The organism is Nocardioides sp. Z13_37 (assembly GCF_058355585.1).
Genome location: NZ_JBZGDV010000002.1, coordinates 718283 through 741423, shown reverse-complemented (window position 1 = coordinate 741423; position 23141 = coordinate 718283). Strand labels below are relative to the sequence as shown.

At 72.3% G+C, this 23141-nt stretch carries 23 protein-coding genes; 5 read left to right on the top strand and 18 right to left on the bottom strand.

Going from position 1 to position 23141, the window contains the following annotated elements; all coding sequences use genetic code 11:
- Positions 1-37: 37 nt before the first annotated feature.
- Positions 38-280 carry an HPr family phosphocarrier protein gene (locus tag AC4H2S_RS08550; protein ID WP_491496529.1) on the top strand — a complete coding sequence of 81 codons (243 nt, stop codon included), beginning with the start codon at positions 38-40 and terminating at the stop codon, positions 278-280.
- 18 nt (positions 281-298) lie between these two features.
- Here AC4H2S_RS08550 and AC4H2S_RS08545 read toward each other — a convergent pair whose 3' ends face one another.
- The 8 genes from AC4H2S_RS08545 to rimP all read right to left on the bottom strand — a co-directional run bounded on the left by AC4H2S_RS08545 (position 299) and on the right by rimP (position 8537).
- A complete protein-coding gene (locus tag AC4H2S_RS08545) occupies positions 299-1276 on the bottom strand; it encodes a hypothetical protein (protein ID WP_491496528.1) in 978 nt (325 codons plus the stop codon).
- The gene (locus AC4H2S_RS08540; RefSeq protein WP_491496527.1) at positions 1273-2208 is read right to left on the bottom strand and encodes a bifunctional riboflavin kinase/FAD synthetase; all 936 of its coding nucleotides are present in this window, start codon (positions 2206-2208) and stop codon (positions 1273-1275) included. Before AC4H2S_RS08540 ends, AC4H2S_RS08545 begins: the two co-directional genes overlap by 4 nt.
- Positions 2209-2263: 55 nt before the next feature.
- Positions 2264-3133, bottom strand: a complete 870-nt coding sequence (gene truB / locus AC4H2S_RS08535; protein ID WP_491496526.1) for a tRNA pseudouridine(55) synthase TruB — start codon at positions 3131-3133, stop codon at positions 2264-2266.
- On the bottom strand, positions 3133-3642 hold the full coding sequence (gene rbfA, locus AC4H2S_RS08530) for a 30S ribosome-binding factor RbfA (protein WP_491496525.1): 510 nt from the start codon (positions 3640-3642) through the stop codon (positions 3133-3135). The genes truB and rbfA overlap by 1 nt, the downstream gene beginning before the upstream one ends.
- Before the next feature lie 134 nt (positions 3643-3776).
- Complete coding sequence (gene infB, locus AC4H2S_RS08525) at positions 3777-6599, bottom strand: translation initiation factor IF-2 (RefSeq protein WP_491496524.1); 2823 nt, start codon at positions 6597-6599, stop codon at positions 3777-3779.
- 98 nt (positions 6600-6697) lie between these two features.
- Complete coding sequence (locus AC4H2S_RS08520) at positions 6698-6988, bottom strand: YlxR family protein (protein WP_491496757.1); 291 nt, start codon at positions 6986-6988, stop codon at positions 6698-6700.
- Positions 6989-7068: 80 nt separating this feature from the next.
- Entirely contained in the window at positions 7069-8049 is a 981-nt protein-coding gene (gene nusA / locus AC4H2S_RS08515; RefSeq protein ID WP_491496523.1) for a transcription termination factor NusA, read from the bottom strand.
- Positions 8049-8537 (bottom strand): ribosome maturation factor RimP, encoded by a 489-nt coding sequence (rimP, locus tag AC4H2S_RS08510; protein WP_491496522.1) that lies wholly within the window; start codon positions 8535-8537, stop codon positions 8049-8051. The genes nusA and rimP overlap by 1 nt, the downstream gene beginning before the upstream one ends.
- A gap of 115 nt (positions 8538-8652) precedes the next feature.
- Here rimP and AC4H2S_RS08505 point away from each other — a divergent pair, with 115 nt between their 5' ends.
- Entirely contained in the window at positions 8653-9216 is a 564-nt protein-coding gene (locus tag AC4H2S_RS08505) for a hypothetical protein (RefSeq protein WP_491496521.1), read from the top strand.
- Complete coding sequence (locus tag AC4H2S_RS08500) at positions 9213-9647, top strand: DUF4439 domain-containing protein (RefSeq protein WP_491496520.1); 435 nt, start codon at positions 9213-9215, stop codon at positions 9645-9647. Before AC4H2S_RS08505 ends, AC4H2S_RS08500 begins: the two co-directional genes overlap by 4 nt.
- A gap of 242 nt (positions 9648-9889) precedes the next feature.
- Here AC4H2S_RS08500 and AC4H2S_RS08495 read toward each other — a convergent pair whose 3' ends face one another.
- The 4 genes from AC4H2S_RS08495 to AC4H2S_RS08480 all read right to left on the bottom strand — a co-directional run bounded on the left by AC4H2S_RS08495 (position 9890) and on the right by AC4H2S_RS08480 (position 13477).
- Positions 9890-10615: an HAD family hydrolase gene (locus AC4H2S_RS08495; protein ID WP_491496519.1), complete on the bottom strand. Its 726-nt coding sequence runs from the start codon at positions 10613-10615 to the stop codon at positions 9890-9892.
- Positions 10616-10642: 27 nt separating this feature from the next.
- Entirely contained in the window at positions 10643-12421 is a 1779-nt protein-coding gene (locus AC4H2S_RS08490) for a proline--tRNA ligase (protein ID WP_491496518.1), read from the bottom strand.
- 106 nt (positions 12422-12527) lie between these two features.
- Complete coding sequence (locus AC4H2S_RS08485) at positions 12528-12986, bottom strand: hypothetical protein (RefSeq protein ID WP_491496517.1); 459 nt, start codon at positions 12984-12986, stop codon at positions 12528-12530.
- On the bottom strand, positions 12983-13477 hold the full coding sequence (locus AC4H2S_RS08480) for an RNA polymerase sigma factor (RefSeq protein WP_491496516.1): 495 nt from the start codon (positions 13475-13477) through the stop codon (positions 12983-12985). The genes AC4H2S_RS08485 and AC4H2S_RS08480 overlap by 4 nt, the downstream gene beginning before the upstream one ends.
- Positions 13478-13828: 351 nt before the next feature.
- Between AC4H2S_RS08480 and AC4H2S_RS08475 the strand changes: the two genes are divergently transcribed.
- Complete coding sequence (locus AC4H2S_RS08475) at positions 13829-15148, top strand: hypothetical protein (RefSeq protein WP_491496515.1); 1320 nt, start codon at positions 13829-13831, stop codon at positions 15146-15148.
- 9 nt (positions 15149-15157) lie between these two features.
- Here the strand turns inward: AC4H2S_RS08475 and AC4H2S_RS08470 are convergent, their stop codons facing one another.
- The 6 genes from AC4H2S_RS08470 to AC4H2S_RS08445 form a co-directional block, all read right to left on the bottom strand.
- Entirely contained in the window at positions 15158-16009 is an 852-nt protein-coding gene (locus tag AC4H2S_RS08470; RefSeq protein WP_491496514.1) for a GNAT family N-acetyltransferase, read from the bottom strand.
- A gap of 57 nt (positions 16010-16066) precedes the next feature.
- Positions 16067-17227 (bottom strand): flavodoxin-dependent (E)-4-hydroxy-3-methylbut-2-enyl-diphosphate synthase, encoded by a 1161-nt coding sequence (gene ispG / locus AC4H2S_RS08465; RefSeq protein WP_491496513.1) that lies wholly within the window; start codon positions 17225-17227, stop codon positions 16067-16069.
- 139 nt (positions 17228-17366) lie between these two features.
- Positions 17367-18713, bottom strand: a complete 1347-nt coding sequence (locus AC4H2S_RS08460) for a M50 family metallopeptidase (protein ID WP_491496512.1) — start codon at positions 18711-18713, stop codon at positions 17367-17369.
- A gap of 29 nt (positions 18714-18742) precedes the next feature.
- Complete coding sequence (locus tag AC4H2S_RS08455; RefSeq protein ID WP_491496511.1) at positions 18743-19828, bottom strand: 1-deoxy-D-xylulose-5-phosphate reductoisomerase; 1086 nt, start codon at positions 19826-19828, stop codon at positions 18743-18745.
- Between the two features lie 38 nt (positions 19829-19866).
- Positions 19867-20478, bottom strand: coding sequence for a hypothetical protein (locus AC4H2S_RS08450; protein ID WP_491496510.1), 612 nt, complete (start codon positions 20476-20478; stop codon positions 19867-19869).
- Between the two features lie 5 nt (positions 20479-20483).
- A complete protein-coding gene (locus tag AC4H2S_RS08445; protein WP_491496509.1) occupies positions 20484-21950 on the bottom strand; it encodes a M1 family metallopeptidase in 1467 nt (488 codons plus the stop codon).
- A 210-nt stretch (positions 21951-22160) separates the two neighbouring features.
- On the opposite strand from AC4H2S_RS08445, the gene AC4H2S_RS08440 reads away from it, so the two are divergent.
- Positions 22161-23114 carry a serine protein kinase RIO gene (locus tag AC4H2S_RS08440; RefSeq protein ID WP_491496508.1) on the top strand — a complete coding sequence of 318 codons (954 nt, stop codon included), beginning with the start codon at positions 22161-22163 and terminating at the stop codon, positions 23112-23114.
- Positions 23115-23141: the final 27 nt, after the last annotated feature.

The window sequence follows — 23141 nt, the reverse complement described above, 5'->3', positions numbered from 1 at the left end:
CCAGGCACCAGCCCCAGCCCGACCCTCGAGGAGAACCATGCCCACCAAGTCCGTCGTCGTCGGATCCGCCGTCGGCCTCCACGCCCGTCCCGCCGCGATCATCGCCGAGAAGGCGGCCGAGCTCGGCTCGGACGTGACCATCAACGGCGTCGACGCCAGCTCCTCGCTGATGATCATGACCCTGGGCGCCGGCAACGGCGACACGGTCGAGGTCGCCGGCGACGACCAGTCCGCGGTCGACGCCATCGCGGCGCTGGTCGAGCAGGACCTCGACGCCTGAGCCGGTGCGGGCGCCGCGTCAGCGGCGCTCGCGCACCGCCAGGTAGACCGTCCGCATCCCGACGGCACGCTCGAGCTGGCTCTCGACCACCCGGAAGAAGTCGCGCCGGTAGGTGTCGTCGGTGACCGCGGACACCGTGAAGTAGAAGCCGCTGAACGAGGCGAGGAACAACGAGACCTTCACCAGCGAGAGCGACACGCTGGACAGGAACGGCACCTCGCCGACCGTGTCCGCGCCGGTCCAGGCGAGCTGGGTCTCGACCTGCATCACCAGCGACCCGAACAGCATGAAGAACACGAAGACGGTCACCGAGAGCAACAGCACCTGCACCGCCTGGATGACCAACAGCACGAGGATCAGGTTCCACCGCTCGAAGCCGGAGACCTGGGCGTGCTCGCGGGGATCGATGCCCGGGTCCGCCGCGACCTCGCGGCTCGCCTGCTCGAGCGGAGTGCCGGCACATGCCCGCACCACAAAGTCGTCGTCGACCTCGTCGTCGACCCGGTCGACCTCCTCGGGCAGCCGCACGAGCAGGAAGAGCACGGCCAGGCCGAACATCAGCAGCACGGTGAACCACAGCAGGCCGAACGGCAGGTTGGTGGTCATCTGCCACGCCTCGGCGTTGACGAAGAGGAACGTCACGAAGACGAGCAGCAGCGGGAGGGCGCGCGAGGCCATGGGCACGAGGAAGCGCACGCTGCCGAGCGTCCGCGACAGCGCGAAGGCGAGGATCGGCCGCGCACGCAGGGCGGTCGAGGCGTACCAGAGCAGGGCGATCAAGGTGATCGACAGCCAGAGCGCGGGCCCGGCCGCGTAGTCGTCGGACGCCCACGCGAGCAGGCCCGCGACCGCCGCGAGGACCAGCACCACCACGGCCAGCGACACCAGGCGCCGCGGCTGCAGGCCGGAGCGTGCGGCGGCGCGCTCCTCAGCGACGAAGTAGGGCAGGCCGTGGGCCAGGAACCACGCCTCGACCGCCGTGCGGTCGTGGGTCACGCCAGCAGGTCCCGCGCGCGGCGCACGTCGTCGTGCATGGTCTTCACGAGCGCATCGACGCCCTCGAACTTCACCATGCCGCGCAGCCGGTCGACGAACGCCACCTCCACCTCGACGCCGTAGAGCTCGAGGTCGTCGCGGTCGAGGACGTAGGACTCCACGCGGCGCGCGCGCTCGCCGTCGAAGGTCGGGTTGGTGCCCACCGAGATCGCGGCGGGGTAGCGCTCGCCGGTGTCGAGGCGGGTGAGCCAGCCGGCATAGATCCCGTCGGCCGGCGCGGCGTCGATGGGCGGCACCGGGACGTTGGCCGTGGGGTAGCCGAGCTCGCGCCCGCGCTTGTCCCCCTCCACGACGACACCGCGCACCGTGAACGGGCGTCCCAGCGCCTCGGCGGCACCGGCGACGTCGCCGGTGGCCAGGCACTGGCGGACGTAGGTCGAGCTCCAGACCTGCGGGCCGCCGTCGAGCGGCACCCCGACCGTCTCGAAGCCACGGCTGCCGCCGGCCTCGACGAGCGTGGCGACCTCGCCGGCCGCCTTCGCCCCGAAGCGGAAGTTGGAGCCCACCACGACAGCGCCGGCGTGCAGCGTGTCGACGAGGATCCGGTCGATGAACTCCTCCGGCGACCACGACGCGACGCCGCGGTCGAAGGGGATCACCAGGATCGCGTCCACGCCCGCGTCCTCCAGCAGCCGCGCGCGGGTCTCGATGGAGGTGAGCGTGGGCGGGGCGTGATCGGGCCGGAGCACCGCCATCGGGTGCGGGTCGAACGTCACCGCCACCACGGTGTCGATGCCCAGCCCCTCAGCGGTCGTGCGCGCCTCGCGCAGCACGTGGGCGTGCCCGAGGTGCACGCCGTCGAAGTTGCCGATGCTCACCACGGTGCGGCCGAGGTCGGCCGGCACGTCGTCGACGTCTCGCCAGATCTGCACCCGGGCAGCCTATCGGCGGGGCACCTGTCCGCGAGCGACTCCCCCGCCCGTGGGGCTAGACGAAGACCGCGACCGGCCGGGCCCGCTCCCCGCGCTGCTCGTAGAGCGCGAGGAACTGTCCCCCGGGCGCGAACACCGCGTGCGGCCCGTCGCCGGGCAGCTCGAGGTCGAGACCCCGGCCCACGCGTACGTCGGCGGCCTGCCCGTCGTCGAGGTCGACCGACGAGAAGGTGGCCCGGGCCGCGTCGGCGATCGGCACGAGGGAGAAGTCCTCGCCGAGCTGATCGAGGGTGCGGGCCACGGACAGGTCGAAGGGGCCCACGGCCGTACGCCGCAGCGCGGTCAGGTGCCCGCCCACCCCGAGCGCCTCGCCCGCGTCACGGGCGATCGCGCGGATGTAGGTGCCCGAGGAGCAGCGCACCGAGATGTCGACGTCGAGGCACTCCCCGACGAGGCGCTGGTCGTGGACCTCGAGCGAGTGGATGGTGACCGGTCGCGCCTTCAGCTCGACCTGCTCGCCGTCGCGCACGCGGGCGTAGGCCCGCTTGCCGTCGACCTTGATCGCAGACACCGCGGTCGGCACCTGCATGATCTCGCCGACCATGGCGGCGAGCTCGGCCTCGACCCGGCCCGGGTCGAGGTGGGACGCCGCGCGCGAGCCCGTCACCTCGCCCTCCGCGTCGTCGGTGGTCGTGGAGACGCCGAGGCGCACCGTGGCGTCGTAGGACTTCTCGGTGAGCATCAGGTGGCCGAGCAGCCGGGTGGCGCGGTCGACGCCGAGCACCAGCACGCCGGTGGCCATCGGGTCGAGCGTGCCGGCGTGCCCGACCTTGCGGGTGCCGGCGAGCCGGCGGACCCGGGCCACCACGTCGTGGGAGGTCATGCCCGGGGCCTTGTCGACGACGACCAGGCCGGGGTCGACCATCAGGCGCGGTCGTCCTCGTCGTCGCGGTCGAGGGGGTCGACGGCCTCGTCGGCCTCACCCTCGGCCTCGTCCTCGGCCGCGTCGTCGTCCTCGGCCGCCCGCGGCTTCTTGTAGGGGTCGGGCTCGCCGGCGTAGGCCTCCACCCGGCGGGCGGCGACCTCCTCGTCGAGCTTGCGGGCGCGCTCGAGCACCTCGTCGAGGGCGCGGGCGCTCTCGGGCAGGGCGTCGGGGATGAAGGTCAGCGACGGCACGATGCGCATGCCGAGCTGCTTGGCGACCTCGGAGCGGATCACGCCCTTGGCCGACTCCAGGGCGGCGGCCGTGCTCGCCAGCTCGTCCTCGGTGCCGAGCACCGTGTAGAAGATCGAGGCCTGCTGGGAGTCTCCGGTCACGCGGACGTCGGTGACGGTGACGAAGCCGAGCCGGGGGTCCTTGATCCGGCGCTCGAGCATCTCGGCGACGATCACCTGGATGCGGTCGGCGATCTTGCGCACGCGGGGGTTGGTCATGGGCTCACTCTCTCAAATGCCGCGTCCTCTGGTTTCCCCGGTCAGGCGGGGAAACCCAGACTTATGGGGGCGTACAAACCACGAGAAGTCCCGGTTTCCCCGCCTAGGCGGGGAAACCGGAACTCCTCAGGTGATCAGCTGCGCGGGATCTCGCGCATCTCGAAGGCCTCGACGACATCGCCGATCTTGATGTCCTGGAAGTTGCGGAGCACCAGACCGCACTCGAAGCCCTCACGGACCTCGGACGCGTCGTCCTTCTCGCGGCGCAGTGAGGACAGGTCGAGGTTGTCGGCCACGACCGCCCCGTCGCGCAGGACGCGCACCTTGGCGTTGCGGCGGATGACACCGGAGGTGACCATGCAGCCCGCGATGTTGCCGGCCTTGGACGAGCGGAAGATCTCGCGGATCTCCGCCTGTCCGAGGGTCGACTCCTCGTAGACGGGCTTGAGCATGCCCTTGAGCGCCGCCTCGATCTCCTCGATCGCCTGGTAGATGACCGAGTAGTAGCGGATCTCGACACCTTCCTTGTCGGCCATCTGGCTCGCCTTGCCCTGCGGGCGGACGTTGAAGCCGATGATGATGGCGTCGGAGGCGGCGGCGAGGTCGACGTTGGTCTCGGTGATCGCACCGACACCGCGGTCGATCACGCGCAGGGAGACCTCGTCGCCCACGTCGATCTGCGACAGCGCGTCCTCGAGTGCCTCGACCGAGCCGGACACGTCGCCCTTGAGGATGAGGTTGAGCTCCTGGCTCTCGCCCTTCTCCATGGAGGCCATGAAGTCCTCGAGGCTGCGACGCACACGACGCTTGGCCTGCATGGCCGCACGCTCGCGCGCCTCGCGCTTCTCGGCGATCTGGCGGGCCATGCGGTCGTCCTCGACCACGATGAAGTTCTGGCCCGCTCCCGGCACCGCGGAGAGGCCCAGCACCATCGCCGGACGCGACGGGTCGGCCTCGGTGAGCTCGTTGCCGTGCTCGTCGAGCATCGCCCGGACACGGCCGTGGGCCGGACCGGCGACGATCGAGTCGCCGACTCGCAGCGTGCCTCGCTGCACCAGCACCGTGGCGACCGGACCGCGACCGCGGTCGAGGTGCGCCTCGACGACGAGGCCCTGCGCGTCCTGGTCGGGGTTGGCCCGCAGGTCGAGCGAGGCGTCGGCGGTGAGGACGACGGCCTCGAGCAGCTTGTCGAGGTTGGTGCCGGCCTTGGCCGAGACGTCGACGAACATCGCGTCGCCGCCGTACTCCTCGGGGATCAGGCCGTACTCGGTGAGCTGGCCGCGGACCTTGGTCGAGTCGGCCTCCGGCTTGTCGATCTTGTTGACCGCGACCACGATCGGGACACCGGCGGCCTTGGCGTGGTTGAGCGCCTCGACCGTCTGCGGCATGACGCCGTCGTCGGCCGCGACCACGAGGATCGCGATGTCGGTGGCCTGGGCACCACGGGCACGCATGGCGGTGAACGCCTCGTGACCGGGGGTGTCGATCAGGGTGATGCGACGGTCCTGGCCGTCGACCTCGGTGTGGACCTGGTAGGCACCGATGTGCTGGGTGATGCCACCGGCCTCCTTGTCGACCACGTTGGCGTCACGCAGCGCGTCGAGGAGCTTGGTCTTTCCGTGGTCGACGTGACCCATGACGGTCACGACCGGCGGACGGACGACCAGGTCGCCCTCGTCGCCCTCGTCGGCGCCGAACTCGAGGTCGAACGTCTCGAGCAGCTCGCGGTCCTCGTCCTCCGGGGACACGATCTGGACGACGTAGTTGAGCTCGTCTGCGAGCAGCTCGAACGTCTCGTCGCCGACCGACTGGGTCGAGGTCACCATCTCGCCGAGCGAGAACAGCATCTGGACCAGGGCGGCCGCGTCGACGTTGATCTTCTCGGCGAAGTCGGTGAGCGAGGCACCGCGCGGCAGGCGAACGGTCTCGCCGTTGCCCTTGCGGACGCGCACGCCGCCGATCGTCGGGGCCTCCATGGCCTCGAACTCCTGACGACGCGCCCGCTTCGACTTGCGACCACGGCGCGAGGGACCGCCGGGACGACCGAACGCGCCCTGCGTCTGGCCGCGCTGGCCGGGACGACCGCCGCCCGGACGACCGCCGCCGGAGGGGCCGAAGCCACCGGGACGACCGGGAGCGCCACCGGGGGCGCCGGCGCCGGGACGACCCGGAGCACCGGTGCGACCGGGAGCACCCGGACGGCCGGGACCGCCACCGGGTCCACCACGGGCGGGACGGCCACCGGGGCCGTTGCCGAAGGCGGCCGGGGACTTGGGCATCATCGCCGGGTTGGGACGCGGCATGCCGGGGCGTCCCTCGCCGCCGGCCGGCGGACGCGGCGGGCGGTTGTCGTCGCCACCGGTGCGCGGGGCGGGGCGCTGGCCCATGCCCTGGCTCGGGGCGAACGGGTTGTTGCCCGGACGCGGGGCGCCGGGCCTGCCGACGGGGCGAGGCGCCGGGCTCGGCGACTTCGCCGCCGGGGCGGCGGGTGCCTCGGGCTCGGCCGGCGGAGGCGTGGGCTCGGCGGCGGGTGCCTTCGGGCCGGGCCTCGGGCCGGGACGGGCGGACGGGGATGCCGGCTCGGCGACCGCGGGTGCGACCGGCTCAGCGGCCGCGGGTGCGGCCGGCTCGGCGGGCTGGGTGGGGGCGACCGGCTCGGCGGGCGCCTCGGCCGGAGCCTCGGTGGCCGCCGGGGCGGGAGCGGGCTTGGGGCCGGGCTTGGGCGCGGCCTTCTTGGCAGCCGGCTTGTCGGCCGGCGCGGCGGTGTCGGCGGGCGCGGAGGCCGCAGCGGCCTTCAGCTCGTCGCCGTACTGCTTCTTGAAGCGCATCTCGACGGGCGGCTCGACAGTCGACGATGCCGACTTGACGAACTCCCCCATCTCCTTGAGCTTCTCGAGAACGAACTTGCTCTCGACTCCGAACTCCTTGGCGAGTTCGTGGACTCGGGTCTTTGCCACGGTTGTTTCTGCTCCTTCTGGTCCGTGACCCCAGAAGGAGAGGGGAAACGGAACAGCTAGTGGGTGTGCAAACTCATCGCGAGTTACTCATCGAGTGCTCATGAGCTGCGTGCTCCAGTTTCTGGTCGGTGCTGCTGTGATTCGGACTGGTGCGCGGTGAGGTGTTCCTGCACCGGCGCGCCGCTGAGGTGCTCGCCCGAGCGAAGGGCCCGGGATGGTGCTCGGCGTCGCACGGCGAGCTCCCAACACTCCTGCGTGGGGTGGATGTGCGCCCCTCGCCCGGGTGCCCGGCGGTCCGGATCGGGCACCAGGGCCGGCCGGCCCTCGGCGTCCGAGCCTGCGACCATCCGCAGCAGCTCGCTCGCAGCGGCCTTGGCCCGGCAACCCACGCAGGTCCGGACGGGTCCGGGGGCAGGGGTGTCAGACGTGGTGGCCACTGCCCCCCACTCTAGCCGGTGGAGCCAGTGGTTTACGAACTGGGCTCGGGAGCCTCGTCGCTGCGGATGTCGATGCGCCAGCCGGTGAGCCGGGCCGCGAGGCGGGCGTTCTGGCCCTCCTTGCCGATCGCCAGCGAGAGCTGGAAGTCGGGCACGACCACCCGGCACGAGCGGGCGGCGAGGTCGACGATCTCCACCGAGTTGACCCGGGCCGGCGACAGGGCGTGGGCGACGAGCTCCGCCGGGTCCTCGGCCCAGTCGACGATGTCGATCTTCTCGCCGTGCAGCTCGCTCATCACGTTGCGCACGCGCTGGCCCATCGGGCCGATGCAGGCGCCCTTGGCGTTGACGCCCGGGACGGTCGAGTGCACGGCGATCTTGGTGCGGTGGCCGGCCTCGCGGGCGATCGCCGCGACCTCGACGGTGCCGTCGGCGATCTCGGGCACCTCGAGGGCGAAGAGCTTCTTGACGAGCGTCGGGTGGGAGCGCGACAGCGTGATCTGCGGCCCGCGCATGCCCTTGCGCACCGAGGTGACCAGGCACTTGATGCGCTCGCCGTGCACGTACTTCTCGCCCGGGACCCGCTCGCTGATCGGCAGGATCGCCTCGATCTTGCCGAGGTCGACCATCACGTCGTCGGGGTTGCGGCCCTGCTGGATGATCCCGGAGACGATGTCGCCCTCCTTGCCGGCGAACTCGCCGAACTTGATCTCGTCCTCGGCGTCGCGCAGCCGCTGGAGCATGACCTGCTTGGCGGTCGTGGCGGCGATGCGGCCGAAGCCCTGCGGGGTGTCGTCGTACTCCGGGCCGGCCGTGCCGTCCTCGTCGATCTCCCGGGCCCACACGGTGACGTGCCCGGTCTTGCGGTCCAGCTCCACGCGGGCCGGGCGCTGCGACTCGGTCGCGCGCTGGTAGGCGGTGAGCAGCGCCTGCTCGATGGCCTCGGCCAGCACCTCGAAGGAGATCTCCTTCTCCCGCTCCAGCATGCGCAGGATGCTCAGGTCGATGTCCATCAGTCGTCCTTCTCGTCGGTCTTGCGGTTGAACTCGATCTGAACGAGCGCCTTGGTGACGTCGGCGTAGGCGACCTCGCGGCGCTTCCCCGACACGTCGAGGGTCACCGCCTCCTCCGACGACGACAGCACCCGCCCGGTCAGGCTCGAGCCGTCGGCGAGGGTGGCCTTGACCAGCCGGTCCTCGTTGCGCCGCCAGTGGCGCGGCAGGGTCAGCGGGCGGTCGACGCCCCGGGAGGTGACCTCCAGCGTGTAGGGCATCTCGCCCATCACGTCGGACTCGTCGAGCACGCGCGACACCTCTCGGGTCGCGTCGGCGACGTCGTCCAGGGTCACTCCGCCGTCCTTGTCGACCGCGACCCGCAGGACGCGGCGCTTGCCCGCGGGGGTCACCTCGACGGCCTCGACGTCGAGGCCCATCGCTCGCAAGGGGTCGACCAGCTCCGCCTCGATGCGGTCCCGGGTGGCGTCCTGGTGGGGGGTGCTCATCGGGGTGCGACCTCCTTGTGTAGTTGTCCGGCTCCACGATAGCCGTCCTCACCCGCACCGCGACAAACCCCGCCGGCCGGTCCGGACCGGGGCGCCGGGCGGCTAGGGTTCGGGGGTGCCCGCACGCCCGCTGACCCGTCGTACGACGGTGGGCGCGGCGCTCGCGGCGCCCCTCGTGCTGGCCTCCTGCGACATCGACCCGCCGCGCCGCGACGCCAGGTCGACGGACGCCGAGCCGCCCCCGCCGGAGGACTCCGAGCTGGTGGCCGGAGTGGTCGCGGCGCTGGTGCGGGCCCGGTCCGTGCTGGAGGCGGCGACGCTGGCGGTCCCCGGCCTGACCCCGCTCCTGGAGCCCGTGGCGACCGCGCACACCGCCCAGCTCACGGTGCTGGCGACGGCGGTCTCCGACGCCGACGTGCCCGCCGTGGACCCGCCCGTGGTCCCGTCCGTCCCGCGGCAGGCGCTGGCCGCGGTCCGCCGCTCGGAGCAGCGCCTGCTGCGCGAGGTGCGGCGCGGCTGCCTCGACGCGGCGAGCGGCGACCTCGCGCGGGTGCTGGCCAGCGTGGCCGCCTCGACCGCGCAGCACGCGGCCGTCCTCGCCTCCTCCGCCCCCTCCGCGTCCGGGCCCGGGTCCGCGTCTGGGTCAGCCTCTGGGTCAGCCTCTGGGGACGCGGGATGAGCGTCCTCGACGCGCTGCAGGCGACCCTGGCCGACGAGCACGCGGCGCTCTACACCTACGGCGTGCTCGGCGCGCGGACCTCCCAGGCCACCTCCCCCGAGCTGTTCGACTCCCTGACCGCCGGCTACCGGCGGCACCGCGCCCGGCGCGACCAGCTGCGGCTGATGGTGGGCGACGCCGGTGGCGTGCCGGTCGCCGCCGCCGCCGCGTACGACGTGGCGGGCGCCCTGCGCCGACCCGAGCAGGTCGAGCGTGCGGTCCAACGGCTCGAGGCAGCGAGCGTCGAGGTGCTCCTCGCCCTCGTGGCCCAGTCCAGCGGCGCCGTGCGGGAGTGGGCGCTCACCGAGGCGACCTGGTCGGCGGTGTGGCAGGTCGAGCTCGGCGGCAGCGCCGCCACCTGGCCCGGGGCGCCGGAGCTCGACGAGGCCTGACCGCCCCACCCCCGGAAACGGGAAGAGCGGCCCGCGGCCTCAGCCCTTGGGAAAGTCCCGAGATCTCTCCCAAAGGCCGAGGACGCGGACCGCTCCCATGGGGTTGGTCAGCATCACCCTGTGTCGATCGACCTGTGGGGGAGGTCGAGCGACATGCACAATCATGCATTCGATCCCGGCCGAACGTAAGACGGAACGACTCGCATGTTCATGCAACGCACGAAGTTGCAGAACCGGTGCGCTCAGGCGGTGCCGAGTCGGCCCACCACGTCGGGCACCTGCGCCAGCGAGGTGACCGTCGCGTCGGGCTCGCCCTCGGTGTGGCCGACCTGGGCGACCGGGATGTTGCTCAGCGGCACGTGGATCGCGCGCATGCCGGCGTTGTGGGCTCCCCACACGTCGTCGAAGAGCCGGTCGCCGACGTAGACGCACGCCGCCGGGTCGTCGACGCCGACGGCGTCCATCGCGGCGCGGAAGGCGCGCGGGGAGGGCTTGGTCCACGGGATCTCGCTCGTGTAGACGTCACCGTCGACGAGGTCGTACACGCCGTCGCGCTCGAAGAAGCCGACGTGCCACTCGCGCGGCCAGATCGTGTTGGACAACACCCCGACCTTCAACCCCGCCTCGCGCAGCTCCTGCCACATCGGCCCCACCTCGGGGTCGGTGGCCGTGTGCGGCTCCCAGAACTCGTAGTAGGCGGCGAGCAGCTCGGGGTCGTGGTCGAGGCCCGCCTCGGTGAAGAGGTCGGCGATCGTCGCGCTCTGCTGGTGGTCGCGGCTGCGCCCCCAGATGACGTCGCCGGCCCGGTGCAGCCGCGTGGCCCACGCGTGGTGGTCGTCGTCAGGCGTGGGCGTACGACGTACGGCCTGGGCGAGCGCGACCGACTCGGCGTGGAAGTCCACGTCGTGCCAGCGCGTCAGCGTGCCGCCCCAGTCGAAGATGACCGCCTCGATCTGCCCGTGGGCCATGCCGGAGAACCCCTTCGTCGTCGACGGTCAGCTGCGGACGATGTCGGTGATGCGCACGGCGGCCGAGCCGACCGGGACGTCCTCACGGTCGCCGGTGCGCCGGTCGCGCACCTCGACGTTGCCGTCGGCGAGGCCGCGGCCGACCGTGACGATGGTCGGCACGCCGATGAGCTCGGCGTCCTTGAACTTCACGCCCGGGCTGACCTTGCCGACGCGGTCGTCGAGGAGAACCTCGAGGCCCGCGCCCTTGAGCTCCTGGGCGAGCACCTCGGCGGCGGCGAGGATGGCCTCGTCCTTGCCGGCGGCGACGACGTGGACGTCGGCGGGCGCGACGTTGCGCGGCCAGCACAGGCCGAGCTCGTCGAGCGTGCCCTCGGCGATGGCCGCCACGGCACGCGACGGGCCGATGCCGTAGGAGCCCATCGTCACCGTGACGAGCTTGCCGTTCTCGTCGAGCACCTTGAGCCCGAGCGCCTCGGCGTACTTGCGGCCGAGCTGGAAGATGTGGCCCATCTCGACGCCGCGCGCGGACTCGAGGGTGCCCTGGTCGCAGCTCGGGCAGGCATCGCCGTCGCGGACGTCTGCGGCCTCGATGGTGCCGTCGGGGGTGAAGTCGCGCCCGACGACGAGGTCGAGCACGTGCGACCCGGCCACGTTGGCGCCGGTGACCCAGCGGGTGCCCTCGACGACCCGGGGGTCGACGAGGTAGCGGATGCCGGACGTCGACTCCTCGCCCAGCATCTCCGGGCCGATGTAGCCCCGGACCAGGGCGGGGTGCTTGGCGATCTCGGCCTCGTCCATCGCCTCGACCTCGATCGGCTCCAGCTGGCCCTCGAGGCGCTTCTGGTCGACCTCGCGGTCACCGGGGACGCCGATGGCCAGCGGCTCACGGGTGCCGTCGGGGTGCTTGAGGACGACGAGCACGTTCTTGAGCGTGTCACCGGCCGTCCACGGCCGGTCCTCGCGCGGGTAGGCCGTGTTGAGGTGCTCGACCAGGGTGTCGATGGTGGGCGTGTCGGGAGTCTCCTCGACATGCGCGGCGGGGACGTCGTCGTACGCGAGGGCGGCCGGCGCGGGGACGGTGACGGCCTCGACGTTGGCGGCGTAGTCGCAGTGGGTGCAACGGACGTAGGTGTCCTCGCCGACCTCGGCCTTGGCCAGGAACTCCTCGCTCGCCGACCCGCCCATGGCGCCGGAGGTGGCCTTGACGATGACGTACTCGAAGCCGAGCCGGTCGAAGATGCGGATGTAGGCGTCGCGGTGCTTCTGGTAGGACTCCGCCAGCCCCGCGTCGTCGATGTCGAAGGAGTAGGAGTCCTTCATGACGAACTCACGCCCGCGCAGCAGGCCGGCACGGGGTCGCGCCTCGTCGCGGTACTTGGTCTGGATCTGGTAGATCGAGAGCGGAAGGTCCTTGTAGGAGGAGTAGAGGTCCTTCACCACGAGGGTGAACATCTCCTCGTGGGTGGGGCCGAGCAGGTAGTCGGCGCCCTTGCGGTCCTGGAGCCGGAAGATGTTGGGGCCGTAGTCGTCCCAGCGGCCCGTGGCCTCGTAGGGCTCCTTGGGCAGCAGCGCAGGGAACGACAGCTCCTGGGCGCCCATGTCGTCCATCTCCTGGCGGATGATGTCCTCGATCCTGCGCAGCACCCGCAGGCCGAGCGGCAGCCAGGTGTAGATGCCCGGAGCGGCACGGCGGATGTAGCCGGCGCGCACCAGCAGCCTGTGGCTCGGCACCTCGGCGTCGTTGGGGTCGTCGCGCAGGGTGCGCACGAACAGGGTCGACATGCGGAGGATGCGGCCAGTCATGGGCGCAACGATAGGGGTGGGCTCGCGGGCACCGCGAACCAGATTGCCCGCTCGCCCTGGCGAGGGCGAGCGGCGCGCCGCTCAGGGCCGAGCCCGGGGATCGAGCTCAGAGATCGATCCAGCGGCTGGTCGCCGACCGGCGACCGTCTCCCAGCGTGAAGCGCACGGCCCCGGTGGGCGCGGCGGTGAGGACGAAGAACCCCACGTCGTCGAGGCCCGTCGTCCAGCGCTGGCCGTCCTCGGCCTCCACCACGACCTCGACGGACTCCATGTCCCCGTCGAAGTCGAGCAGCTGCCCGCGCACCTGCCCCTCCTCGATCTCGGCGTCGAGCGACCAGCCCTCGGCGGCGGTGAAGTAGAGGATGCGCGAGGTGGCCACGCCCCTGACAGCGGCCGCAGGCTCCTCACGCGAGTCGCGCACCAGCTCGAGCATCGCCCACTCGTCGTCGAGGTCGGCGGCCGCGACGGCCGCGATCATCGTCTCGGTCAGTCCGGGCGTGGGCGGGTCGTAGGTCGCCCACATCTCACGCAGCCGTCCCAGGAGGGCAGCATCCCCGTCAGTCATCGCGTTCCTCCATCGTTGAGTGCGGTCCGGACCTTGGCCAGGCACCGGGCCCGCGTGGGCCCGATGCTCCCGACCGGCATGTCGAGCTCTCTGCTGAGCGACTGGTAGTCGGGGCGGTCCATGAACGCCACGACCCGCAGCAGCTTGCGGCACCGCTCGTCGACGCTCGCGACCGCTCGCCACAGCCGAGCCGCCTCGTCGTCCATCACGGCGAGGGCCTCGGCCGACTCCGCGTCCGGGAGCGCGGCGTGCAGCGCCTCGTCCTGCACGGGGGTCGCACGTCGCGCGGCCCTCGCCTGTGCGGCAGCGCCGCGCCTGGCTGAGGTGATCAGCCAGGACGCGACCGCCTGCGGGTCCTCGATGGTCCGGTGCAGCCGTACGAAGCCCAGCCAGGTCGCCTGCATCACGTCCTCGGCGACCTCTCTGTCGTGCCCGTAGGCCCGCACCACGTGCCAGAGCACCGGTGTCATCGCGGAAACCAGCTCGTCCACCGCACCGGCGTCCCCCGAACGCCACGCAATGAACGCCCCACTGGCCATGTCCCACGGTGACTGGTCGGACTGCCCCTCAGCCCTTCGGTCCTCTGACATGGTGACCATTGTCCCCATGTCTACTCAGGTGCGCGTACACCTCTGCGTGATACGTCGGCCCCGGAGCTTTTTTTCTTCTCGCCCGGTCCGTGCCGCCTGCCGACCCGCGTGACCGGATCTGCCGGACCGGTGACGGGCACGCGCGGGCGCCGGCGGTGGGCCGCCGGTCCGGTTTCGGCCACAACCGAACGGGGGTAGGAACGCGTCACACCAGTGCGTCGTCCGCCCGCGCACGCCTCTCGAGAGGAACCCATGAACCCGCTCCACCCCCGTCGTGCCCGACCCGGCCGGATCGCGCCTGCGCGTGCCCTGTCCGCCGCCACCGCGTCCGCGGTCGCCCTGTCGGCCGTCGTACTGGCAGGTCCGGCCCTGGCGGCTCCCGACGCCGGCGACGCCGCCTGGGAGTCCGCCTGGGCCGGCGCAGAGGCGGACGCGGGCACCGTGTGGGTGACGGGGTCGGTCATCGACCCCGCCACCGGCGCCGTGCTCACCTTCGGTCACAACAGCGACCTGCCCGGTCACAAGCGGCTGCGCCGGGTCTCCGGGGAGACCGGGACCACCCTGTGGGAGGTGGGGATGTCGCCGACGGCCTCGGGGGCGATGGCGCTCGCCTACGACCCGGGCGCCGCACGCGCCGTCGTGGCGGGCCAGGACGGGTCCACGGCCGTCGTTCACTCGGTCGCGTCCGACGGGACGCTCGGCTGGACGCGAGAGGTGGCGGGCAAGGGCGAGCTGGTCGAGCTGGTCGTCGACCCGGGCACCGGCACCTCGTGCCTGTCCTCCCGGGACTGGACCCGGACGCCGAAGCGGGCCACCACGTGGCACCTCACCTGCCTGGACCGGGCCGGCGCGTCCACGCTGGACGCGTCGTTCACGCACACCCGCTCGGGCACGACGCCGGTGCTCGCGGTCGACCCGGTCCTCCATCGCTGGTACCTCGCGGGCACCCACCGCACGAAGAACGGCCAGCGCCTGGTGCTGCTCTCCTACGACGCGACCGAGGGGCGCGTGTGGAAGCGCGTGCGGAACCGCCGCGGTGCCTTCGATGCGGAGGCGTCGGCGATCGCGGTCGACCCCGGCAACCACCGGGTGCACGTCGGCGGGTCGGTCACGCGCCGCACGGACCAAGGCACCGTGACCGCCTGGAACGCCACGGGCACGCTGACGTTCGATCGCACCTGGAGCTCCACGCACAGCCGGGGCGTCCTGGACCTCGAGGTCGATCCGCGCAGCCACCGTGTGTTCGCCGCGACCGCGACGGCCCGCGGCGGTGCGAGCGTGCGGTTGATGTCGAGCAGTGGTCGGCTCACGAAGGTGATCCGGCACGACGACCGCGCCGCGCAGGCCACCGCCGAGCTGGAGATCGACCGCGCCCGCCGCCTGGTGCTGATCGGGTCGCGCTCGGTGGGCGCCTACACGTGGGGCGGCAAGCGGGTCTGGCGTGACACCAGCACGAAGCGCTTGGTCCACGACGCCGACTACGACGCCGACCGCGGTCGGCTGGTCGTCTCGTGGGACAGGCTGGACGAGCCGGGCGCCGAGCTCGCGTGGGTCACGGCCTGGTCGTCCTGAGCCGTCGGGCTAGAACATCAGCGTGGCGAAGGTGGCCGTCTGCCGGAAGCCCACCCGGGCGTAGGCCGCCCGAGCGGGGGCGTTCCACTCGTTGACGTAGAGCGAGACGACGGGCGCCATGCCCGAGCCGAGGACGTGGGAGACGACCGCCGCCATGCCACTGGTGGAGAGCCCCTCCCCGCGGCGGTCGGGGCGCACCCAGACCCCCTGCACCTGGGCGGCGTACGGCGTCAGGCAGGCCACCTCGGCCTTGAAGACCACCCCGTCGGCGTCGAAGCTCGCCATCGACCAGCCGCGCCCGATGAGCTGCTGGATGCGGGCGCGGTAGAGGTCGCCCCCTCCGGTGTCGTTCTCCGGGGAGACGCCGACCTCCTCGGTGTACATCGCCACGCACGCCGGGTAGAGCAGCTCGAGGTCGCGGGAGTTGGTGACCCGAACGCCCGGGTCGGCCGCCACCGTCGGGACCCGGTCGGCCTCGAGGTGCGGCTGGTCGGAGCGGATCTCACGGGGTCGTGCCCAGCGCGGCTCCACGATCTCCCACAGCGCGGCCACCACGTCGGCCGGGCCCACGATCGTGCCGACGGTGCTGCGACGGCGCAGGGCGACGTCGGCGAACGCGCCGACGTCGTCGGGGGTGCACTGCACGGGGACCAGGTTGGCGCCGAGGTGGCAGCCCGCGACGAGCTGCCCGTCCTCGAACCGGCCCCAGACCTGGCCGCCGAGCCACCGCTCGTCGAGGTTGGTCAGGCGCGCCCGGTAGTCGGCGAAGACGTTGACCACCGGGTCCTGCTCGGCGAGCGCGATGAACGCGTCCCGGTCACCCGGGCCCAGCACGCGCACCTGCTCGCGGGTCCTCAGCACGGGGGTGAGCCTAGGGGGACGGGGGCGGTGCGACCAGCGGCCCCCACCCCTCGAGCGTCAGGACACGCTGACGCTGGCCTCGGCGCCCTCGACGGTCTCCATCCCCTCGGCGAGGCGCATGGCCTCCTCGATGAGGGTCTCCACGATCTGCGACTCGGGCACGGTCTTGATGACCTCGCCCTTGACGAAGATCTGGCCCTTGCCGTTGCCGGAGGCGACGCCGAGGTCGGCCTCGCGGGCCTCCCCGGGGCCGTTGACGACGCAGCCCATGACGGCGACGCGCAGCGGCACCTCCATCCCGTCGAGGCCCGCGGTGACCTCCTCGGCCAGCTTGTAGACGTCGACCTGGGCGCGCCCGCACGACGGGCACGAGACGATCTCGAGCCGACGTGGCTTGAGGTTGAGCGACTCGAGGATCTGCAGGCCGACCTTGACCTCCTCGACCGGCGGAGCGGACAGCGAGACCCGGATGGTGTCGCCGATGCCCTTGCTCAGCAGGTGGCCGAACGCGACGGCCGACTTGATGGTGCCCTGGAAGGCCGGCCCCGCCTCGGTCACACCGAGGTGCAGGGGCCAGTCGCCGGCCTCGGCGAGCAGCTCGTAGGCCCGCACCATGACGACCGGGTCGTTGTGCTTGACCGAGATCTTGAAGTCGTGGAAGTCGTGCTCCTCGAACAGACCGGCCTCCCACACCGCGGACTCGACGAGCGCCTCGGGCGTGGCCTTGCCGTACTTCTCGAGCAGCCGCTTGTCGAGGGAGCCGGCGTTGACGCCGATGCGGATGGAGGTGCCGCGGTCCTTGGCGGCCCGCGCGATCTCCTTGACCTGGTCGTCGAACTTGCGGATGTTGCCGGGGTTGACCCGCACCGCCGCGCAGCCGGCGTCGATGGCCGCGAAGACGTACTTGGGCTGGAAGTGGATGTCGGCGATCACGGGGATCTGGGAGTGCCGGGCGATCTCGGGCAGCGCGTCGGCGTCGTCCTGGCTGGGGCAGGCCACGCGCACGATGTCGCAGCCGGTGGCCGTGAGCTCGGCGATCTGCTGGAGCGTCGCGTTGACGTCGGAGGTCAGCGTCGTGGTCATCGACTGCACCGAGATCGGCGAGTCGCTGCCGACGCCCACCGAGCCCACCTTGATCTGGCGGGTCCTGCGGCGCGGGGCCAGGACGGGGGGCGGCAGGGCGGGCATGCCCAGCGAGACGGATGGGCCGGAAGTCATGGCGCCATCGTACGGGCCGGGCAGCAAGGCACCGCTGCTCGGGCGCGCCTCCCGCGCCGGGCCCGGCAGCGGTGCCCCCGGGCAGGATCGCACACCGCCCAAGCCGCGTGCGCCGATCCCACGACGGGGGTGGCCGCGATCAGCTCAGGCGCAGCGGGACGACGATGTCGGCCACGATCAGCACCACGCCCATCACCAGCATGGCGAGCCCCACGACGTAGGCCACGGGCAGCAGCTTGGCGACGTCGACGTGCCCGGGGTCGGGCCGCCCGCGGAGCCGGGCGAGACCGCGCTTGAGGCCCTCGTAGAGCGCGCCGGCGATGTGACCACCGTCGAGCGGCAGCAGCGGCACGAAGTTGAACATGCCGATGAAGAAGTTGAAGCTCGCGATCAGGAAGAGCAGCGTCACGACCTTCTCGGTCAGCGGGAACGCCTCGCTCGACGCCGCCTCGCCGGCGAACCGGCCACCGCCCACGATGGACACCGGGCTCTCGGGGTCGCGCTCCTGCAGGCCCACGACGGCGCGGCCCACCTCGTAGACCTTCACCGGCAGCTGGCCGAGCGCCTTGAGCGTCTCGGCGGCCATCGTCTCCATCTGCCCGGCGGTGTAGAGCAGCCCGCCCGTGGCGAAGCGGGTCTCCGGCTGCACGCCGAGGAAGCCGACCTCGGTGAGCGTCTGGTCCTCCACGGACGCCTGGCGCAGCGTGACGGTGGTGTTGGTGGTCAGCGTGAGCTGCTCGTCGCCGCGGCGCACCTCGATGACGGCGTCGCCGTCGGCGTTGGCGCGGATCTGCGACTGGAGGCTGTCCCAGTCGCGGAACGGGGTGCCGTTGAAGCTCAGGATCTCGTCGCCGGGCCGGATGCCGGCTTCCTTCGCCGGGGTCGGCGGGTCGTCGGCGGTGCAGGCGCGACCCTGCTCCTCGGCGGGGATGACGCACTCGGGCACGGCCGCGACGACCGGGTCCACGACCTGGTCGCGCGGGTTGCCGTAGGTGGCGAACAGCACGGCGAACAGACCGAACGCGATGGCGATGTTGACCATCGGCCCGCCCGCCATCACGATCACCTTCTTCCACCACGTGAGGCGGTAGAAGAGGCGGCCGGTGTCGTGCTGCTTGACGTACTCCCACTCCGCGGCGCGGGCGTCGGAGATCAGCTGCGTGAACATCCCGGTGTTGGATCGCCGCACCTTGTGGACGGCCTCGCCGTCCTCGTCGTAGGTCGTCTCCTCGACGAGGTGCTCGGCCCCCGGGGGCAGCATCCCCCCGATCTTGACGTAGCCGCCGAGCGGGATGGCCTTGATGCCGTACTCGGTCTCGCCGATCGTGCGGCTCCACACGGTCGGCCCGAAGCCGATGAACCACTGCGGCACCTTGCAGCCGAACTTCTTGGCCGGCACGAGGTGCCCGAACTCGTGGAGCCCGATCGAGACCAGGATGGCCACGACGAAGGCGACGACACCCAGGGTGTAGAGCAGGGCGGACATGTGTGAGGGCGATCCTTCGGGAGCAGACGTCAGATGAGAGCCGCGGCCTCGGCTCGCGCCCAGGCGTCAGCGGCGAGCACGTCGTCGACGGTGAGGTGCTCCTTCGATGGTACGTCGTGGCGCTCCAGGACGTGGGCGACCGTGACGACGATCTCGTGGAAGCCCAGCCGGCCCTCGTGGAAGGCGTCGACCGCGACCTCGTTGGCCGCGTTGTAGACCGCCGGCGCGGTGGCGCCCCGCTCCCCCGCGGCCCGCGCCAGCGTGACGGCCGGGAAGACGACGTCGTCGAGCGGCTCGAAGCGCCAGTCGGCGGCCCTCGTCCAGTCGATCGGCGCCTCGGCGTCGGGGACCCGGTCGGGCCAGCCCATCCCGAGCGCGATCGGCACCAGCATCGTCGGCAGGCCGAGCTGCGCGACGACGGCGCCGTCGACGAACTCCACCATCGAGTGGATGAGCTGCTGGGGGTGGACCACCACGTCGATGCGGTCGAAGGGGATGTCGAAGAGCAGGTGCGCCTCGATGACCTCGAGTCCCTTGTTGACGAGCGTGGCCGAGTTGGTGGTGATCACCCGGCCCATCGCGAAGTTGGGGTGCGCGAGCGCCTGCTCGGGGGTGACCCCGGCCAGCTCGTCGGCCGACCAGCCGCGGAACGGTCCGCCCGAGGCGGTGAGGACGAGGCGGCGTACCTCGTCGGCCGAGCCCGCGCGCAGGCTCTGCGCGATGGCGCTGTGCTCGGAGTCGACGGGCACGATCTGACCGGGCCGCGCGCGCTCCTTGACCAGCGGGCCGCCGATGATCAGCGACTCCTTGTTGGCCAGCGCGAGGGTGTTGCCGGCGTCGAGCGCCGCCAGGGTGGGCCGCAGCCCCACGGCACCCGTGATGCCGTTGAGCACGACGTCGCACGCCCGAGAGGCCGCCTCGGTCGAGGCCTCCTCCCCCAGCCCGGAGAACGCCGGCGCGAACTCCGCGACCTGCGCCTCGAACAGCTCGGGGTGCGAGCCGCCGGCGGTCAGGCCCACGACCCGGAAGCGGTCGGGGTGGGCGCGCACCAGGTCGAGCGCCTGGGTGCCGATCGAGCCGGTGGAGCCGAGGATCACGATGTCTCGCGCAGTCACCCCCGCAGTGTGTCAGCGACGTGGCCGCGCGTACGACGCTAGTCGGCGCCCGGCGCGTCGAACGACCACACCGTCAGCCCGCCGACCTCCACGAGGGTGGCCCCCGCGGGTGCCTGCGGACCGTGGCCCTCCGACGCGCCGAGGGCGTCGAGCACGGTGAGGGTGTCGGCACCGTGGCGCGACAGCACGGCGTCGCCGGGCACGTCGGCGCACCCGGCAGGGTCCGTACGCCCGGCGCGCAGCGCGACGTCCCACGGGACGTGCTCGTCGTCGACCGCGAAACCGAGGCCGTCGGGCCCGCCGCGGACCACGACCTTGCCGGTGGCCCCGGCCGAGTCGTCGTACTGCACCACCGCGCCCACCCGCGCGGCCGCCAGCACGACGAGGACGCCGGCCTCCTGCGGCACGGAGCCGAGGGCCACCTCGTCGCCCACCCCGACGCCGAAGGCGCGGAGCACACCGGCGCACGCGGCGACCTCGCCCAGCAGCCACGCGAAGGTCCGCGGGGTGCCGTCGAGGACGACCGCGACGTCGTCGGCGCGGCCGCGGACCACGTGGATGTCGAGGGCGTTGTAGCAGGCGTTGAGGGTGCCGGGGTCGTCGCCGGACGGGGCCCGGAACCAGGTCACCGCCGCGGTCTCTCGCGTCATCGTCGTCACGCCAGCCCGTTGCCGGCGGTGGGCGCCGGCTTGGCGGGCGTGCGCAGCCAGGCGTCGAAGAACGAGCGGAGGTCGTGCCCGCTGACGCGGGCCGCCATCTCCTCGAACTCCTCCGTCGAGCCGTTGCCGCCGCGCTGCTCGCGGATCCAGGTGCGCACGACGCGCCAGAACGTGGCGTCGCCGACGCGGTTGCGCAGCGCCTGCAGCGTCATCGCGCCGCGGCCGTAGACGGCCGAGTCGAAGACCTTCGCTGCCCCCGGGTCGCCGACCAGCACGGTCCAGAAGTCGGAGGTGGCAGCGACCCCGTCGTAGTGGCTGCGCAGGATCGCGTCGCCCGACCGGCCGCCGTGGGTCTCGGTCCAGCGCCACTCCATGAAGCTGGCGAAGCCCTCGTTGAGCCAGATGTCGGACCAGCCCTCGACGGCGATGTCGTCGCCGAACCACTGGTGCGCGAGCTCGTGCACGACGAGGGTGGTGTAGCTGGCGCCGACCGCGGGGTAGGTCGGCCGGGTCTGGTTCTCCAGCGCGAAGCCGGGACCGAGGCCGGTGGTGATGCCGCCGACCACGGAGAACGGGTAGTCGCCCAGGTCCTTCTCCAGGCCGGCGACGACGGCCGGGGTCTTCTTCATCAGCCGCATGCTCGCCTGCTGGTCGCCCTCGCCCAGCTGCTGGGAGACCGCGACCAGCCACGGCAGGCCGCCGCGCCTGCCCTTGGCGATGGTGAAGTCACCGGCTGCGAAGAACGCCAGGTACGGCGCCATCGGCTCGTCGGCGCGCCAGTGCCACTCGGTGGTGGTCCTGCCGACGTCGCGGCCGCGGAGCTTGCCGTTGGAGATGACCTCGCGGCCGTTGGGCACGCGGATCCTCACGTCGACGACGGCCTTGTCCAGCGGGTGGTCGTTGGCCGGGAACCACCATGGCGCCATGTGCGGCTCGTTCATCGTGACGACCTCGCGCTTGTTGGCCAGCCAGTTGCGCTCGCCGGCGTAGGCGTGCCTGCCCGGCTTGTCGGCGTAGGCCACCACGACGGTGTGCTCGGTGCCCGCGGCCAGCGGCCGGTCTGGGGTGATGCGCAGCTCGTGGCCGCGGTCGGTCGTGGTGAAGCTCGCCCTGCGCCCGTCGACGCGCACCGCGGACACCTTCAGCAGGAAATCGAGGGAGAAGCTCGCGAGGTCCTGCGTCGCGGTCAGCTCGATCGTCGTGCGGCCCGCCAGCCGCTGGGTCGCCAGGTCGTAGCGGTTGTCGATCGCGTAGCGGCGCACGTCGATGCCGCCGTTGCCGTCGAGCGGCCAGTAGGGGTCGCCGATGCCGGAGGCCCCGTCGACGGGAGCGCCGAGGAGCCCGCGGGGCTCGGCGGGGGTGTCTGCGCGGGTGTCTGCGGTCGCCGCGCCGGTGATCCCCACGGCCAGCACCGCGACGAGTGCGGAGGACAGCAGGGGCCGGGAGAGGGCTCGGATGCTCACCGTCCGAACCTAGCGCGAATCAAATGCGTTGCGGAGCGCTCGACGCGGCCGTCACCATGGACCCGACGAGGCGCACACGCGCGCCCGCCCGCCGCGTGCCGACGCACGCCGTGCCCCGTGACGAGAGGAGCCGTGACATGTCCATCGCTGTCCTCGGCCTGCCCGCCGACCACCTCTCGCACCCACGGAGCACCCGCGTTGTCGCACCCCATGTTCGATCCCACGTCCCAGCCCACGTCCCACCCCACCCCCCACGGCACACCTGAGCCGTCCGCTCCCCGCACCCCGGAGGAGCTCCTCCGCACCGACGGCCGTCCGCCCCTGGAGGGCATCGACGAGTCGTTCGTGTTCACCTACCAGACCTACGCCGACGAGCTCGGCGACGGCCAGCGCTGGTCCCGCTGGGAGGACCTCGAAGCCCTGATGAAGGGCCCCGAGCCACGCCCTGACTGGGTCGTGACCTCCAGCGGCGCCATCGACACCGACCTCGGCGTGCTCAAGACCGGCAAGGAGGCCGACGTCTTCCTCCTCGAGCGGATGGACCCGCACCGGCCCGACGAGGCGGTCGTGATGGCCGCCAAGCGCTACCGCGACACCGACCACCGCACGTTCCACCGGGCGGCGTCCTACACCGAGGGCCGCTCGATGAAGCGGTCGCGTGACAACCGCGCCCTCAAGCGCAAGTCCACCTGGGGCCGCCAGGTCGCGGCCGGGGAGTGGGCGGTCTCGGAGTGGAACGCACTGCGCCGCTGCTGGGAGCTCGGCCTGCCCGTCCCCTACCCGGTGCAGATCGACGAGACCGAGATCGTCATGGAGTGGATCACCCACCGCGTGGACGGCGAGGTCGAGACCGCGCCCCGCGTGGCCCAGGTCCGCCCCGAGCGGGCGGTCGTCGAGAGCTACTACGAGCAGCTGCGCGACGCGTTGACCACCCTCGTCCAGGCCGGCCAGGTCCACGGCGACCTGTCGCCCTACAACACCCTCGCGGCCGGCGACCGGCTCGTGATCATCGACCTGCCGCAGATGGTCGACCTCGTCGGCAACCCGCGCGGCATGGACTTCCTGCTGCGCGACTGCGCCAACATGTGCGCCTGGTTCCGCTCGCGCGGGCTCGAGGTCGACGAGCAGGAGCTGTTCGGCGAGCTGATGGCCCACGCCTTCTGAGGCGCCGAGCGGGAACCGGGGTGCTCG

Coding starts and splice junctions, on each gene's coding strand:
- AC4H2S_RS08550 (WP_491496529.1), top strand. CDS start 38: ATGCCCACCAAGTCCGTCGTCGTCGGATCCGCCGTCGGCCTCCACGCC.
- truB (WP_491496526.1), bottom strand. CDS start 3,133: ATGGTCGACCCCGGCCTGGTCGTCGTCGACAAGGCCCCGGGCATGACC.
- rbfA (WP_491496525.1), bottom strand. CDS start 3,642: ATGACCAACCCCCGCGTGCGCAAGATCGCCGACCGCATCCAGGTGATC.
- nusA (WP_491496523.1), bottom strand. CDS start 8,049: ATGGACATCGACCTGAGCATCCTGCGCATGCTGGAGCGGGAGAAGGAG.
- rimP (WP_491496522.1), bottom strand. CDS start 8,537: ATGAGCACCCCCCACCAGGACGCCACCCGGGACCGCATCGAGGCGGAG.
- AC4H2S_RS08500 (WP_491496520.1), top strand. CDS start 9,213: ATGAGCGTCCTCGACGCGCTGCAGGCGACCCTGGCCGACGAGCACGCG.
- AC4H2S_RS08495 (WP_491496519.1), bottom strand. CDS start 10,615: ATGGCCCACGGGCAGATCGAGGCGGTCATCTTCGACTGGGGCGGCACG.
- AC4H2S_RS08490 (WP_491496518.1), bottom strand. CDS start 12,421: ATGACTGGCCGCATCCTCCGCATGTCGACCCTGTTCGTGCGCACCCTG.
- AC4H2S_RS08485 (WP_491496517.1), bottom strand. CDS start 12,986: ATGACTGACGGGGATGCTGCCCTCCTGGGACGGCTGCGTGAGATGTGG.
- AC4H2S_RS08475 (WP_491496515.1), top strand. CDS start 13,829: ATGAACCCGCTCCACCCCCGTCGTGCCCGACCCGGCCGGATCGCGCCT.
- ispG (WP_491496513.1), bottom strand. CDS start 17,227: ATGACTTCCGGCCCATCCGTCTCGCTGGGCATGCCCGCCCTGCCGCCC.
- AC4H2S_RS08460 (WP_491496512.1), bottom strand. CDS start 18,713: ATGTCCGCCCTGCTCTACACCCTGGGTGTCGTCGCCTTCGTCGTGGCC.
- AC4H2S_RS08450 (WP_491496510.1), bottom strand. CDS start 20,478: ATGACGCGAGAGACCGCGGCGGTGACCTGGTTCCGGGCCCCGTCCGGC.
- AC4H2S_RS08440 (WP_491496508.1), top strand. CDS start 22,161: ATGTTCGATCCCACGTCCCAGCCCACGTCCCACCCCACCCCCCACGGC.